We start from the raw sequence: 14,934 nt of genomic DNA on the forward strand, positions 1-14,934 counted from the left end.
ACGTTAGTCACACTGCCTGATGAACCTCGATGATATTGCCCTCGGGGTCGTGGAAGAACAACTGATGCCATTCCTTGGCGAAGGCGGTGCCATAGTCCGAATAGGGAATGCCGTTGTCGTCCAGCAATTTCTTGAACGCCTCGATGTCGTCGGTGCGAAAGGCGATATGGCCACGCTCGACCGGATTGATCGTCTCGCCATGTTTGAACGCGACATCGAGGTTCCTTTCGGCCAGATGCATCTGCATCCCGCCATCGGTCGCGAAGCGGATTTTACCGCTATAGCCCTTGTCTTCTGTTGCATCGGGGCGGGGGAAATTCTCGATCGGGATATCGTCCAGACCAAGGACCTGCGTGTAGAACCGGTGCAGCCGGTCGACATCATCGGACACAAAGTTGATGTGGTGGAATTCGAGCTTCATGCGGGTCCGGCCTTTTGGTTGGTGTGTGGCGTCAGAAAATCCCAAGAACCGGGGACTGGCAAGCCCTGCGTCAAAGGGGTTGATATGGCTGGGAAATGCGCAGGTGAACGTTCTTAGAAAACCGTTGCGCCAATGCGGGGATGTGGGGATAGTTAAGCAATTACAAGCTCCCGAGGGTCTCATGAAACCTTCTGCTCTGTTTGTTTGCGCATTTATCCCCCTGTTTCTGCCTGCCCCGGCAGCGGCCCAGTCCGACGCGCCGCCCAGTGTCATGGTCGCGCCAGTGACACTGCAGGACTTGCAGAAACAGGACCAGTTCGTTGGCCGTGTCGTGGCGGATCAAAGTGTCGATCTGCAGGCCCGCGTCGAAGGGTTTCTGGAAGAGGTCAATTTTACCGAAGGCGGGACGGTTGCCAAAGGCGATATTCTATTCCGGATCGAAAAGAAGAAATACGCCGCCAGTGTGAACAGTGCACAAGCGGCGTTGAAAAGTGCTGAGGCCAGCGCGCAGCTGGAAAAAGCGGCGTTGGACCGGCAGCAGGAGTTGTTCGACAAGGGCGATATCCCGCAGGCTGTTCTGGATACGGCTCTGGCGACCTATGCCGCAGGAAAGGCCGCTGTGGATGAGGCGCAAGCCGATCTGAAGATCGCGCAGATTGATCTGGACTATACGGAAATCCTCAGCCCGCTTGATGGGCGTATCGGGTTGTCAGCAGTGGATGCGGGTAATCTGGTTAGCTCGGATACCGGCGTTCTGGCAACGGTCACCAGCGTTGATCCGATACTGGTCAGCTTTTATGTCAGTGAGCCGGTTCTGCTGCGTGAGCGGCGCAAAGGGCGGATCACTCCGGGTGACATCAAGCTGACCACGGACATCAAACTGGCTGATGGTGAGATCTATCCCACCCCTGGCAAGGTGATCTTTGTCGGCGACAGCGTCAGTCAGGACACCGACACGATCGAACTGCGCGCCAGCTTCGCCAACCCTGACGGGGTGCTGATCCCCGGCCAGTTTGTAACCGTCAGCCTGACGGGGTCCGAAGACCCCAAGGTGCTGACCGTGCCGCGCAACGCGGTACAGTTCGACAAGCAAGGGTATTTTGTTTTCTCGGTCGACGGTGACAGCAAGGTCCACCGACAAAACATCGAGATCGGCACCCAGACCGCAACCCGCACGCAAGTCACGTCGGGGCTGGCCGAGGGTGACCGCGTGGTGGTTCAGGGGCTTCAGAAAATACATGACGGGCTGGTTGTGAAAGCGGTCGACAGTCAGGGTTAGGGGCCGGTTTGATCGCGCGATATTTCATCAACAGGCCGCATTTCGCAGCCGTCATCGCGATCCTGATGGTTCTGTTCGGCGCGGTCGGCGTGCGCCTGATCCCGATCACCGAATACCCCCACATCACACCGCCGCAGATATACGTCGATACCTCGTATCCGGGGGCGGATGCGCAGGTCATTCTGGAATCCGTGGCAACTCCGATCGAAGAGCGCGTGAACGGCATTCCGGGCATGTTGTCCCTGTCTTCCAAAAGCTCGAATGACGGCAGCTATATGCTGAACGTGTCCTTTGAACTGGGCACCGATCCAGATGTGGCCGCCGTTGAAGTGCAGAACCGCATCGCGCTGGCGAGTTCCGAGTTGCCTTCGGCCGTGTTGCAGCAAGGGGTCGAGGTGACCAAGCGGTCAGGCAACATGATCATGGTGATCAACCTGACCTCGCCCGACGGATCGCGGGACGAGTTGTATCTCAGCAATTTTGCCGCCGATTTCCTGCACGACCCGTTGCAGAGGTTGCCAGGGGTGGGATCGGTCTCGCAGTTCGGTCAGTTGGAATACAGTATGCGGGTCTGGATCAATCCGGTCCGCATGGCGGCGTTGAACATCACCGCGGCCGAGGTTGCCGACGCGATCAAGGATCAGAATGTCATCGCCGCCGCGGGGCAAGTCGGGGCGCCCCCGTTCGCCGACGGGCAAACCGATTTCCAATTCAAACTCCGAGCCGAAGGCCTGCTGCGCGATGCTGAGGAGTTCGGGCGGATCATCGTCGCCTCGGACCCCAGCGGATCTGTTACCCGGCTGGAGGATATCGCCCGGATCGAGTTGGGTGCCGCGACCTATTCCGGCTCGACCAAGCTGAACGGCAAAGACTCGGCCACTGTTGCGGTTTATCAGGAAAGCACCGCCAACGCGCTTGAGATATCCGACACTCTGCGTGTGTTGATGAAGGAGTTGTCGGCGAAGTTCCCCGAAGGTGTCTCGTACGAGATCACCTATGACGTCACTGACGCGGTGCGGGTGTCGATCCGCGATATCATGACCACGTTGGCCCTGACGGCGGGGCTGGTGATCGGCGTGACCTTCCTGTTTCTGGCCAGCCTGCGTGCAACCATTGTTCCAGCCATTGCCATACCGGTGTCGCTTCTGGGTGCGGTAGCGCTGATCTATGCCATCGGGTTCAGCGCCAACATGATCACCCTGTTTGCGTTGGTTCTGGCGATTACTCTGGTGGTGGATGACGCGATCATCATTATCGAAAACGCAGAACGTATCCTGCGGGACGAGGGGTTGGAGCCACGCGAGGCAACGCTGAAAGCGATGTCGCAGGTCAACCGGCCGATCATCGCCACGACCTTTGTTCTGGCGGCCGTGTTTGTTCCGGTGTGCTTTTTCCCCGGCGTGACAGGCACGATCTATTTCCAGTTCGCGCTGACGATCATCTTTGCCTTTGTCCTGTCGGCCGTGAACGCTTTGACCCTGGCCCCTGTGCTCTGCGCGATGATGCTGAGGACCGATAGCAAACCCATCGGGCCGCTGGCCGTCGTTCCAACAGTGATTGTCTGGGTGCGGCGCCAGTACCTGCGCCTTGTTTCGCTGATGCTGAGCTATATGGCGGTGTCGCTGCTTGTGTTTACCGGGGCCGTGGGTCTGACGGTGTACCTGTTCAAAACCGTCCCGACCGGTCTGATCCCGCAGGAAGACAACGGGGTTCTGATGGCGTCGATGGAGCTGCCCGACGGGGCCTCGCTGCAGCGCACACAGGCGTTCATGGACAAGGCGGGCACGCTGATCGAACAGACGCCGGGGGTAGATTCCGTGACTGTGGTGTCCGGCCATTCCATGCTGGCCGGGGGGCGCCCCAACGCGGGCATGGTCATCGTCACGCTGACCCCATGGGATCAGCGCACCAGCCCCGATCTGCAATGGTTCGCGATCATGCACCAGCTTGAGCGCAAGCTGGCCGCACTGCCCGAGGGGGTTTCCTACGTCTTCCCGTTCCCGACCATTCACGGGCTGGGCTCGACCGGGGGAATTTCGGTGGAGCTGCTGGACCTCGGCAATGGGGACGGGGCGCAACTGGATGCGGTGATGACCGGCTTTGTCACGGCCCTGAACGCCGCGCCCGAGTTTTCCCGCGCGCATGGCAATTTCTCGGCCCAAAGCCCGCAGTACAAGCTGTCCGTGGACCGCGACCGGGCCGAGACACTGGGCGTCAGCGTGGCCGATATCTTCACCGCGTTGCAGGCCAACCTCAGTTCCTATTTCGTGGACAATTTCATCCTGAACGAGCGTGTCTATTGGGTGGTGATCTCTGCCGAGGCCGAATTCCGACAGACGCTGGACGATGTGGACAACATCTATGTCAAAAACAGCGCCGGAGAGTCTCTGCCTCTGCGTAATTTCGTCAGCAACGAACCGGTTCTCGCGCCAGACACGGTACCGCGCTACAACCTGTTCACGGCGGCTTCGGTCAGTGCGCAGCTGGCGGATGGGGTCAGTTCCGGCGATGGTATCATCGCGATGCAGGCGATAGCCGACAAAACCTTGCCCGACGGCTTCCGGATCGACTGGTCTGGCGTCACCCAGCAAGAGGTGAAAGCACAGGGGTTAGTTCCTTACATCATGCTATCGGCACTGGTGTTGGCATACCTGTTTCTTGTGGTGCTGTATGAAAGCTGGATCCTGCCGTTTTCCATCATCACCTCGGCTGTCTTTGCGCTGTTGGGCGCGCTGATCCCGCTGGCGCTGCTGCCCTTCGTGAACAGCAATATTTTTGCGCAGGTCGGGATGGTGCTGCTGATCGGGCTGGCCGCGAAAAAGGCGATCATGGTGGTCGAGTTTGCCAACCAGCAACGCGAAGGCGGAGCCAGCATCCGTGAAGCAGCCCTGAAAGCGGCGGAAATCCGGTTCCGGCCCGTCACCATGACCGGTCTGTGTTTCATCGTGGGTGTTTTACCTCTGGTCTTGTCCAGTGGGGCAGGGGCGGCGGCGCGGGTCTCGGTGGGCTATCCGGTTCTGTGCGGTATGATCCTCGACAGTACGCTTGGGCTGCTGATGATCCCGGTGCTCTACGCAGCGTTCCAGAGCGTGCGGGAATGGCTGGTCAATCCTGGGCGGGTGCGCCGCAAGGCCTGAAAATTGTTGCAGTCTTTCAGGGTTTGCCGGATGCTGAACGGCACCGGAACCGAGGCGGGCCCAAGCAAGATGTCGTTGCAAGACCCCTTTACGGACCTGAAAATCGAACGGCAGGACAGCGGGTTTTACAAGGGCTACAACCTGCCGATTGCGCTGGTCAGCAAGATCGCCGTGTCGCTGCTGGTGCTTTGGGCGCTGGTCTGGCCGCTGAGCGCCAATGACACCTTGCGGTCATGGAAATCGGGCCTGCTGAGCGAGTTCAACATTTTCTACAACCTCTCGGTCGCGTTGTTCGCGTTCTTTCTGATCGTTATAGCGATCATCCCGGCAACGGGTCGGATGCGGTTGGGGGGTGATGAAGAACGGCCCGAGTTTACCAACTTCTCATGGTTTTCGATGATGTTCGGGGCCGGACTCGGTGTTGGTCTGATGGTCTATGCCACCGCCGAACCACTGGGTCTGTGGGAAATCAATCCGCTGACCGTCTCGGGCGAGGTTGCCGCCAAAAGCCAAGAGGCGATCAAGGGGGCCTATCGATACACGTTCCTGCATACCGGGTTTCATGCCTGGGCCATCTATGTGGTGACAGGGCTGAGCCTCGCCTATTACGCCTATACCCGCGATATGCCGCTGACGATCCGCACCGCGCTGACGCCTTTGTTGGGGGAGTATTCCAACGGCATCGCGGGGCATGTGATCGACATTCTGGGTGTTGTCGCCACGATCCTCGGGGTGGCGGTGACTATTGGGTACGGGGTGTCGCAACTGGTTGACGGGGCGTTCCTGATCACCAGTGCGGAATGGCTGATGGACGGCGTGATGAAGCCATCCACTGCAGGTCTGATCGTGGCGCTGGCGACTGTGATGGTGATGTCGACCCTGTCGGCGGTCTCGGGTGTGGGGCGCGGGGTGAAATACCTGTCGAACCTCAATCTGGTCCTGTCGCTGGTCCTGCTAGCGGTGTTTATCGTCTTCGGCTCGTTTGCCTTTGCCCTGACGACCTATGGGCAGGCGCTGGTGGATTACATCGTCAATTTCATTCCGCTCAGCCTGCAGGCCTATGGCCCGATGCCCGAGGCCGAGTTCGCCTCGGCCCTGCCGCCCGAAGCCGCCCCTTTCGTGGCCGAGCTGTTTCCCGGCGCCACAGACGCCTGGAGCACTCGCGACAGTTTTCTGGCCGGGTTGGGTGACGACGCTGCCGCTCTGCCGGATGCCGCAAAATACGCTGCCTATGAGGCCGGAACGCCGGGCCGGTTGTTCGGTTGGCAATCGGGTTGGACCACGTTCTACTGGGCGTGGTGGATCGCTTTTTCCCCGTTTGTTGGCCTGTTTCTGGCCCGCATCTCGCGCGGACGCACGGTGCGCGAGTTCATCCTGGGCGCAGTGATCGCGCCGTCGCTGGTCTGTTTTGCGTGGATGACCATTCTGGGCGGTTCGGCCATTGATCTCGAACTGAACGGAGACGCCAATGGCGCCATCCTGTCGGCCTCAACCACGGCCACGTTGTTCGTAACCCTCAGCCAGATGATCTCGGGCCATATGCTGGTGATCGTCAGTTTCACGTGCGTGGTGCTGACGATGACCTTTCTGGTCACTTCGGCGGATTCCGGGATACTGGTGATGAACACGATCATGTCCGGCGGAGCCGAGGAAACCGGCGTCATGCACCGCATCCTGTGGGGCGGTTTGCTGACGCTGGTGATCGGGACGTTGCTGATTGCGGGCGGCGGCGGGCTTGAGGCGCTGACCAATTCGATGATCATCGGCGCGCTGCCTTTCAGCGTCGTCCTGCTGCTGATGTGTGTCGCGCTGGGCAAGGCCATGATCAATGACCTGCGGCGCGCGCGGTACGACGAAAGCCCCTCCGAACGTTAAGCTCGTCCGAGGTTTTCTTAATTTTTCCGCCGGGGCGCGCTTCATGAAGACTGCGTAACTTTGCATGGACTGTCCCATGCGGGGCGACAGGATCGGAGGTCTCGGGCATTCCCGGCAAATCGTAGGAAAGGGGCGCGTCATGGCGGACGTTCAAAGATACGCACCACTTTTTGAGCCCATACGTCTGGGCCCCGTTACTGCGAAAAACCGCTTCTATCAGGTGCCCTACTGTACCGGTCTAGGTCAGGTGCGACCTCGTGCCGAGGCCGCCCTTCGCGGGATGAAGGCCGAAGGCGGTTGGGGCGTCGTGTCCACGCAAGAGACCGAGATTCATCCGACCTCGGACCTGGCCCCCTTTACCGAGGGGCGCCTGTGGGACGCCCGCGATATCCCCGCGCTGCGGCTGATGACCGATGCGGTGCATGAACATGGCGCTTTGGCGGCTGTTCAACTGGTCCATAATGGCAGGCACGCGACCAACCTTCTGTCCCGCGCGCCGGTGCTTGCGCCCTCGGACATGGCGATCTCTGCCTGTCAGCTAAAACAGGGGCGCGTGCTGGACAAGGCCGACATCCGCGCGTTGCGGTGCTGGCATCGTGACGCCGCCCTGCGCGCCAAAGAGGCCGGTTTCGACATCATCTACGTTTATGCGGGCCACGGGATGACGCTGGCCCAGCAGTTCATGCTGCCCCATCTGAACACGCGCGGTGACGAATATGGCGGATCGCTGGAAAACCGCGTGCGCCTGACCCGTGAACTGCTGGAAGACACCCGCGATGCCGTGGGTGACACCTGTGCCGTGGCCTTTCGGTTCGGGATTGACGAGATGCTCGGCCCCGACGGGATGCAGGCGGCCGAGGACGGCCGGGCCGTGGTCGAGCTGTTGGCCGATCTACCGGATATCTGGGACGTGAACGTCTCGGACTGGGCCAATGAATCCGTGACCACCCGGTTCCAACCGCAGGACGGGTTTCAGAATGACTACCTATCCTACGTCAAACAGGTGACCGATAAGCCGGTTGTCGGGGTCGGGCGGCTGACCTCGCCAGACGTGATGCTGTCGATGCTGCGCAAGGGGATCGTTGACCTGATTGGTGCGGCTCGCCCGTCGATCGCGGACCCGTTTATCCCGCGCAAGATCAAAGAGGGTCGCATTGACGAAATCCGCGAGTGCATCGGCTGCAACATCTGTGCCGCCTCGGACGTGTTGGACATCCCGATCCGCTGCACCCAGAACCCGACTATCGGCGAGGAATGGCGGCGCGGTTGGCATCCTGAATACATCGCTCCACGGGGGCAGGTGAAGCAGACGCTGGTGGTCGGCAGTGGCCCCGCCGGTCTGGAATGCGCCATGCAACTGGCGCGGCGCGGATACGAAGTCACGCTGGCCGAAGGCGCGATGGACTTTGGTGGGCGGGTTCTGCGGGAAAGCCATTTGCCGGGGCTGGCCGCATGGGGCCGGGTGGCCGATTACCGGCTGAATGACCTGTGCCAGCGCGCCAATGTGCAGATGTTCGCAGAAAGCACGCTGGATGCGGATCAGGTGATCGAGCTGGGCATCGACCATGTGTTTCTGGCCACCGGTGCCGCATGGCGCGCCGACGGTGTGGGTCGCGACACGCGCCGCTCACCGCCGGAGATCGACCCGTCGGCTTTCATCTATACTCCGGACGACATCATGGCCGGGTCCGAGCCGGAAGGCTGGGTGGTGGTCTATGACGATGACCACATCTATCTGGCCAGTGTGATCGCTGAAAAGCTGGTGCACCTGGGATGCGAGGTTGTCTTTGTGACGCCGGACAGCACGGTGTCGAGCTTCTCGGCCTATACGTTGGAGCAGCGCCGCATTCAGACGCGGCTGATCGAACTGGGCGTGGATATTTGCTGTAACCAAACGCTGAGCCGTATTGCGCCTGACTGCGTAACCACGGCCTGCGTCTATTCCGGGCGGGTGTCGCAGATTGAAAGTACGGCGACCGTGCTGGTGACCGAACGGCAGCGCAACACCACCCTTTTTGATCAGTTGCAAGGCAGGGGGCTGAAGACGCTTGAACTGATCGGCGATGCCGCCGCGCCGGATCTGATTGCCGATGCGGTATTCGATGGCCACCGCGCCGCGCGCGACTTTGAACGGCTCAAGGACGCGGCTGAACAGGACGGGTTCCGCCGGGAAATCACCGATCTGCGAGAGGAGGCATCATGACCCAGACCATCGCAACCAAAACCCGCCGTCGCGGCGGCGGTCGCGCGGCACGTATCGCGCAACAGCAGGCCAGCACCGGAAACGATGCGGTTCACGGCGGGCTGCCCGGTGGCCGCTATCGCCCTCTTTCACAGGCGGATATGGTGGCCATCCACCGCGCGGCCCTGACCGTGCTGGAGCGGACAGGTCTGGCCGATCCGTTCCCGGAACTGCTGGATCTGGTCTTGCCCAAAGGAGCGGTTCTGAACGACCACAACCGACTGTGCTTCCCCCGCGCGTTGACCGAGGACCTGCTGTCCAACGCTGCACGGGAATACTACGTCCATGCACGGGGTGAGCGTGCTGGCAAGGACGACATGCACTGCACAGCCCAAAGCGTGTATTTCGCCAACTCTGGCACCGCAGTCACAACCTTTGACGCGCAGACCAAATCTTATCGCCCGTCCACGCTGTGCGATATCTACGATTTCACCCGGCTGGTCGATAAGCTGGACAATATCCACATGTTGGGGGCCACCGTGCTGGCCACCGATGTGACCGACGATTTCACCCACGACATGAACATGGTCTACGCTATGCTTTCGGCCAGCCAGAAACCGGCCTGTCTGGCCTTCCGTAGCCGCAGTCACATTCCGCACGCCATCCGCATGTTCGATCTGGCCTCGGGGGGTGAAGGGAAGTTTCTGAAAAAGCCCTCGGTGGTGTTTGGCGGCTGTCCTATCGTGTCACCGCTGCGCATCGGACGCGAGAATATGGAAATACTGATCGACACCGCCAAGCTGGGCCTGACCGTCGATCTGGCCGTCCCGCCGCAGGCCGGCGCCACCGCGCCCGCGACATTGGCCGGGACGCTGGTGCAGGCAGTGGCGGAAACGCTGGCCTGCGTTGCCATCGCCAACCTGATCACACCGGGTTGCCCGGTTAGCTTCGCGGCCTGGCCCTTCATAACCGATCTGCGCAGCGGGTCGTTCACTGGCGGCAGTGGAGAGCAGGCCTTGATCGGCGCCGCTGCCGTGCAGATGGGCAATTTCTACGGCCTGCCGACCTCGGTCGGGGCAGGGATGACCGATGCCAAGCTGACCGACGCGCAATATGGGCTGGAAAAGGCGCTGACCTTTTCCTTGGCTGCCCATGCCGGGGCCAACCGGGTGTGCGAGTTCGGCGGAATGCTGGGCAGCCTGATGGGGTGCAGCTTTGAAAGCATGGTCATCGACGATGAGGCTGGTGGTATGATCCTGCGATCCCTGCGCGGCATCGAAGTGACCGACGAGACCATGGCCGTAGACGTGATCCACAAATGCGCCATCGACCCGGGGCATTTTCTGGGCAATCCGCATACGCTGAGTTTCATGAACTCGGAATTCGTCTACCCCCAACTGATGGACCGCGAACGCACCGATACGTGGGAAGGCGAAGGCAAGGTCGATCTGCTGCAACGCGCGCAGGACAAGGCACAGGACATTCTGGGAGTGCATTTCCCCAACTATTTCGGGGCCGAGGACGCTCGAGTGCGCGAGGAGTTCCCTATCGTTGTGAAAACCGAGCAGATGCGGGGCAACCGGAGCTAGGGCACAATACGGCCCGGGACTATCTGTTTTCGAACCAGATCGAAAAGGTGGTGCCGTCAGAGGCGGGCAGCAGGGCAATATCTCCGCCATGTGCGCGCAGCGTGTTGCGGACGATGGCCAGCCCCATGCCTGTCCCGCCTTGGTCACGTTTCGTGGTGAAGAACGGGTCAAACACCCGCGCCGCGTTGCCGGCAGAGATGCCCTGTCCGTCATCGCGCACCGTCAGGACAACCCGTGCCTCGTCTGGCACGGCTGACATTTGCACGACCTGCGCGTCATGCTCAGACGCGTTGCCCAGCAATTGCCGCAGCACGACCTGCAGACCCTTGGGGCCAATCGGGATGGTCACGTCACCGCCCTCGATCCGCAGATCAAGGGTGGGAAAGTCGCTGCCCAGCCCGTCCTGCAGTTCAATCAACGAGGTCACCCCGTCATGACGCGACTCGCGCGCGCGGGCGACCTGTCGCATGGCGTCGATCTGATGCTCCATCTGCACGCCCGCACTGGCGATCTGATCAATCAGACGCAGATTCTCGGCCGAGAGGGTTTCGTCATCACGCAGCAGTTCCGTCGCCGCGCGCAGGGTCGCGACGGGTGTTTTCAGCTCATGCGTGACATGGTCCGAGAAACTGCGGATCGTCGTTTCCCGATTACGCAGGGTTTCGGCCATGTCGATGACGCTTTGCGCGGTGGTGCCAAGTTCCTGAGTGCCGAACCGCGCAGGCGGCGACAGGGGGGCGGCGGGGCGTCGAACGACCTGAGTGGCAAAGCGTTCAAGCGCAAAGATCGGCCGCAGCAACAACCGGACCAGCAGCCAGCCCAGAACGCCCGTGGCGGCGGTGATGATCAGCGCCAATAAAACGGCGGCGTTGCGATAGCCCAGTTCCGGTCCCAGATAGCGAAACGCCACAAGCCCGGTCAGCGACAAAAGCAAGGTACCGCACAGGGCGCCGCCCAACACAAAGGCAAGACTCGGGCGCCACTTGCGCCTCATGTTGCGGCGCCTTGAATGCGTATGCCAACGCCATGCACAGTTTCGATCGCACCTGAGCAGCCCGCTTGCGCCAGCTTACCCCGCAGGTTCCTAAGATGGCTGTCCAAGGTGCGTTCCGAGACCTGAGACAGTGCGCCCCAGACCGCCTGTATCAGCTGCGCCCGGCTGTGCACCTGACTGGGGCGCTCGATCAGCGTGGCCAGCAAGGTGAACTCGGTCGCGGTCAGGGGTACGGTGGCCTCATCACACCTGCAAATATGCGCACCGGGGTCCAGCGTGATCCGACCATGGCTCAGGATCGCGTTAGGACGCTGCCCGGCCGAGCGTTTCAGGATCGCCCGCACCCGCGCCACAAGCTCTCGCGGGCTGAAGGGTTTGGTGACGTAGTCGTCAGCACCCATTTCCAGACCCAGTATCCGGTCAATCTCATCATCGCGGGCGGTCAGGAACAGGATCGGCACTTCGGACCGGGCGCGGATGCGACGGCAGACCTCGAACCCGTCCATCTCGGGCAGGCCGATATCCAGAACGATCAGGTCCGGTGCTTCGCGGGCGGCGTGGGTCACAGCGATCTGGCCGTCGCTGGCGGTGACCACCTGAAATCCCGCGCGTTCCAAGGCCAGGCTTACCAGCTCGCGCAGGCGGGGGTCGTCATCAACCAACAGGATTTTCATTGCGCCTCGCTTTGCGTGTTTGCTGCAAGATAGCCATTCACGCGCGCGGTGCGAAAGTCCCATTCGCGCCAGTTGGGATCGGTCGGGTCGGGATGCACACAGCTTTGCGCCCAGTCGGGGATATGCGGGATCGGTTGCAGCGCCACCTGTGTCGACATCGCTTTGGCCGCGGTATGCCCAAGGCTGCACAGATAGAGCCAGTCCGTCGGGATCGTGTTGTCCGAGTCCGACGCGCGCGACAGCGTGTCCGTCGCGATCAGGGCGGCGAAATTGATGAATGAGCAGGTATAGAGCGTCCCCGTGCCCAGTGCGGCGACCCGCAGCAAAAGCCACCCCGAGGATCGGCCCCGCTGCACCTGCCACGCCACCATCGCCAGACCGATCGCGACCAGCCCCATCCAGATCACCGCATAGACGCGCAGATAGGTCAGGCCATAGGAGTTGATATAAAGGTCCAGACGAAACGCGGCCGACAGGGTCAGCAGCACGTTTTGCGCTAACCACAGAAGCAGAAGTGATTTCAGAGCCGGGTTTCGTTCCGAAAACGGGCACGCCGCCAGTGCGAAACCTCCGGCCAGCAAGGCGGTCGCCAGCAAAGGGTAGGCGCCGCGATGGGCGTAGGTGGCATAGCTCATCCCATCGGGCAGAGATGCGTCGCCGAACAGGATCGAGAAATCCAGTACACATTGCAGGGCCAGCATGAGGTTGAACAGAACCAGCGCCCGAAAGACTGACCCGGCGTTCAGGAAACGCGGAGCATTCCAGTCGGGTAGGGTAAGCGCGATCGCCTCATCCGGGGTGGGGGCGGTCAGGACCGGCCAGACCAACAGCGCCAACCCGGACCAGAACATTGCACGTCGGAGCAGTAGGAAAAGATCGAAATCCACCCGAAGCATTCGCACCACCATATGTTCAAGCACGGGGTTCGCGCTGATCAACAGAGCGCTGAGGACCATTACACCACCCAGCGGAAACGCCCAGTTGCGAAGGAAAGCGCGAACAAAAGTTCCGCTTAACGAGCTGTGAGAGGCGGCCCGAGTGCGCCAGTCCCGGATGTAGGCCGCTAAGGTCACGATACCGGCGGTCGGAAGACGCTTTATCAGACGCAGGACAGCGTTTGCCAGCCATGGCAGGCTTTCGCGTGTCTTGATCTCGGGCGGTATGCGCAACAGGACCACGGCAAAAAGCAGCCCGGCGGTGAGGAAGATCAGCGACAGAAGCTGCACATGTTCCAGAATGGGAAGGGTCGCCAGCAGCAGTACTCCGGCAGAGGTCCACGGTTTCTTGCGGAGCGGGCTTTCGAAACTGACCGCCGCAAAGATACCCCATGCAAAGAGGGCCAACGAAAGCCCGGGACAGTATCCCCAGAACAGAAAATCCCCCAGCAGAACAATAAGGATCAAGGCGGCAAATCGGGGAAATCGGTGGATAAGGTCCAGTATGTTGCCCGGTGGTGCCGAAGGGGGCACCTGGTCAATCGATGGGCCGCTTTCGCTGGCCAGCCACCAGCCGTCATGGGCAAGGGATCGGGGCAATCCACGGATGATGAGTTCTTTGGGCATGTCGTTCTCCTGCTCGAGTTTCCCCGAAGGTGAACGCGCGGCCTGCAGATAATCCGCACCAGTTGTGCAGATTTCGTGCAGATATGCAGAAAACCGTCTGTTGCCCTAGTGCGTGTGACGGTGCCCCGACAATTCCCCGGCAAATCGCTGGTTTCGGACATCTGCAGTGGTCAGGTTGTACTGCGCCCGAAACGCCCGCCCCAACGCAGCGGCGGAGGAAAACCCGGTCGCCGTGGCGATCTCGGATTGCGGCATGTTGGTGTGTTGCAGCAGGCTGTGGGCGCGCTCCAGCCGAAGCTCTCGATAGGTGATCAGAAGCTTGACGCCTGTCTTGCCCAGAAACCGCCGCTGCAACTGGCGGGTGGATGCGCCGACAGTTTGAGACAGATCTGAGATCTTCAACGGATCTTCCACGTTGTTCAGCATGGCCTCGATCACCTGTCGCACCATCGGATCGGCCCCGGACCGTTGGATCAGGCGGGCTGCCAGCTGGCTGGAGCAGCTGCGTTCCGGTTCGGTCAGACCGATATAGCCGCGCAGGGTATCGGCCAGATGCTCTCCGTGATCCAGTGCCACGCAGTCCGCCAACAGCCGCAGCGCGCTCAGCTTGGTTGCGGCGCTGTGCGTGCGGTTGTCAGGTGACCAATGCGTGTTCCTGTGGCAGTCGGAAAGCCCGATTTCCCGTGCCGCAGCCGCAAAGTTGGGATGGATGGCAGCAGTTGTTTCTGCGGTCCGCCCGGCCTGCGCCAACAACAGCACCGCGCCACCGACCAGTATGGACCGTGACGCCAGGTTCAGTATCTGCGATATACGGGCTTTGTCGGTGCTGTCACACGGCCAGGTTTTCTGGATGTCGCCCCAGAAAATTGCCGTGCGGCCCGCCCAATAAAGCGGGGCACCCGCAGAACCGGTTTCAGGGCATCGGACATTCACGACATAGATGTGGTCTTCGACCAGATCGTTCAAGGCGTCGAAAAACTCGACAATCATCTCAGCCGACGCTTTTGCCTTGGGATCATTCAGAAAAACGTCGATATACCGTGTTCGTTCAAACGCTCTGGTGGCCGGCCGTGCTTGGTCGTTTCCGAGGACATAGTGTTTCATCGTTCCTCCACCTGCCATTCATGGGGTCGTCCCCCGCCGGTTTCCCGGCGGGGGTGTTTTTCACTCGGCTGCGTCTTGGTATGCGTCCATTGGTGGGCATGTGCAGACGAGGTTTCT

The 14,934-nt window shown here is 61.0% G+C and carries 10 protein-coding genes; 5 read left to right on the forward strand and 5 right to left on the reverse strand.

Annotated elements, in window-relative coordinates; translation table 11 throughout:
- Positions 1–7: 7 nt before the first annotated feature.
- A complete protein-coding gene (locus GOX63_RS17840) occupies positions 8–421 on the reverse strand; it encodes a VOC family protein (RefSeq protein WP_170327897.1) in 414 nt (137 codons plus the stop codon).
- 181 nt (positions 422–602) lie between these two features.
- Here GOX63_RS17840 and GOX63_RS17845 point away from each other — a divergent pair, with 181 nt between their 5' ends.
- The 5 genes from GOX63_RS17845 to GOX63_RS17865 all read left to right on the forward strand — a co-directional run bounded on the left by GOX63_RS17845 (position 603) and on the right by GOX63_RS17865 (position 10,483).
- Positions 603–1,700: an efflux RND transporter periplasmic adaptor subunit gene (locus GOX63_RS17845; protein WP_170327896.1), complete on the forward strand. Its 1,098-nt coding sequence runs from the start codon at positions 603–605 to the stop codon at positions 1,698–1,700.
- A gap of 8 nt (positions 1,701–1,708) precedes the next feature.
- Complete coding sequence (locus GOX63_RS17850) at positions 1,709–4,837, forward strand: efflux RND transporter permease subunit (protein WP_170546658.1); 3,129 nt, start codon at positions 1,709–1,711, stop codon at positions 4,835–4,837.
- Between the two features lie 69 nt (positions 4,838–4,906).
- Positions 4,907–6,712 (forward strand): BCCT family transporter, encoded by a 1,806-nt coding sequence (locus GOX63_RS17855; RefSeq protein ID WP_170328012.1) that lies wholly within the window; start codon positions 4,907–4,909, stop codon positions 6,710–6,712.
- 139 nt (positions 6,713–6,851) lie between these two features.
- Positions 6,852–8,915 (forward strand): FAD-dependent oxidoreductase, encoded by a 2,064-nt coding sequence (locus GOX63_RS17860; protein WP_170327894.1) that lies wholly within the window; start codon positions 6,852–6,854, stop codon positions 8,913–8,915.
- Positions 8,912–10,483 carry a trimethylamine methyltransferase family protein gene (locus GOX63_RS17865; RefSeq protein WP_170546661.1) on the forward strand — a complete coding sequence of 524 codons (1,572 nt, stop codon included), beginning with the start codon at positions 8,912–8,914 and terminating at the stop codon, positions 10,481–10,483. Before GOX63_RS17860 ends, GOX63_RS17865 begins: the two co-directional genes overlap by 4 nt.
- Positions 10,484–10,502: 19 nt before the next feature.
- Here the strand turns inward: GOX63_RS17865 and GOX63_RS17870 are convergent, their stop codons facing one another.
- The 4 genes from GOX63_RS17870 to GOX63_RS17885 form a co-directional block, all read right to left on the reverse strand.
- On the reverse strand, positions 10,503–11,477 hold the full coding sequence (locus GOX63_RS17870) for a sensor histidine kinase (protein ID WP_170327892.1): 975 nt from the start codon (positions 11,475–11,477) through the stop codon (positions 10,503–10,505).
- Positions 11,474–12,151: a response regulator transcription factor gene (locus tag GOX63_RS17875; protein ID WP_170327891.1), complete on the reverse strand. Its 678-nt coding sequence runs from the start codon at positions 12,149–12,151 to the stop codon at positions 11,474–11,476. The genes GOX63_RS17870 and GOX63_RS17875 overlap by 4 nt, the downstream gene beginning before the upstream one ends.
- Entirely contained in the window at positions 12,148–13,713 is a 1,566-nt protein-coding gene (locus GOX63_RS17880) for a DUF4153 domain-containing protein (RefSeq protein ID WP_170327890.1), read from the reverse strand. The genes GOX63_RS17875 and GOX63_RS17880 overlap by 4 nt, the downstream gene beginning before the upstream one ends.
- Positions 13,714–13,818: 105 nt before the next feature.
- The gene (locus tag GOX63_RS17885; RefSeq protein ID WP_170327889.1) at positions 13,819–14,817 is read right to left on the reverse strand and encodes a helix-turn-helix domain-containing protein; all 999 of its coding nucleotides are present in this window, start codon (positions 14,815–14,817) and stop codon (positions 13,819–13,821) included.
- Positions 14,818–14,934 lie beyond the last annotated feature (117 nt).

This window comes from Ruegeria arenilitoris, assembly GCF_013031355.1.
Classification (GTDB): Bacteria; Pseudomonadota; Alphaproteobacteria; order Rhodobacterales; family Rhodobacteraceae; genus Ruegeria; species Ruegeria arenilitoris_C.

Excerpts from the sequence above, each read along its gene's own strand:
- GOX63_RS17840 (WP_170327897.1), bottom strand. The coding sequence starts at position 421 with ATGAAGCTCGAATTCCACCACATCAACTTTGTGTCCGATGATGTCGAC.
- GOX63_RS17845 (WP_170327896.1), top strand. The coding sequence starts at position 603 with ATGAAACCTTCTGCTCTGTTTGTTTGCGCATTTATCCCCCTGTTTCTG.
- GOX63_RS17855 (WP_170328012.1), top strand. The coding sequence starts at position 4,907 with ATGTCGTTGCAAGACCCCTTTACGGACCTGAAAATCGAACGGCAGGAC.
- GOX63_RS17860 (WP_170327894.1), top strand. The coding sequence starts at position 6,852 with ATGGCGGACGTTCAAAGATACGCACCACTTTTTGAGCCCATACGTCTG.
- GOX63_RS17865 (WP_170546661.1), top strand. The coding sequence starts at position 8,912 with ATGACCCAGACCATCGCAACCAAAACCCGCCGTCGCGGCGGCGGTCGC.
- GOX63_RS17870 (WP_170327892.1), bottom strand. The coding sequence starts at position 11,477 with ATGAGGCGCAAGTGGCGCCCGAGTCTTGCCTTTGTGTTGGGCGGCGCC.
- GOX63_RS17875 (WP_170327891.1), bottom strand. The coding sequence starts at position 12,151 with ATGAAAATCCTGTTGGTTGATGACGACCCCCGCCTGCGCGAGCTGGTA.
- GOX63_RS17880 (WP_170327890.1), bottom strand. The coding sequence starts at position 13,713 with ATGCCCAAAGAACTCATCATCCGTGGATTGCCCCGATCCCTTGCCCAT.
- GOX63_RS17885 (WP_170327889.1), bottom strand. The coding sequence starts at position 14,817 with ATGAAACACTATGTCCTCGGAAACGACCAAGCACGGCCGGCCACCAGA.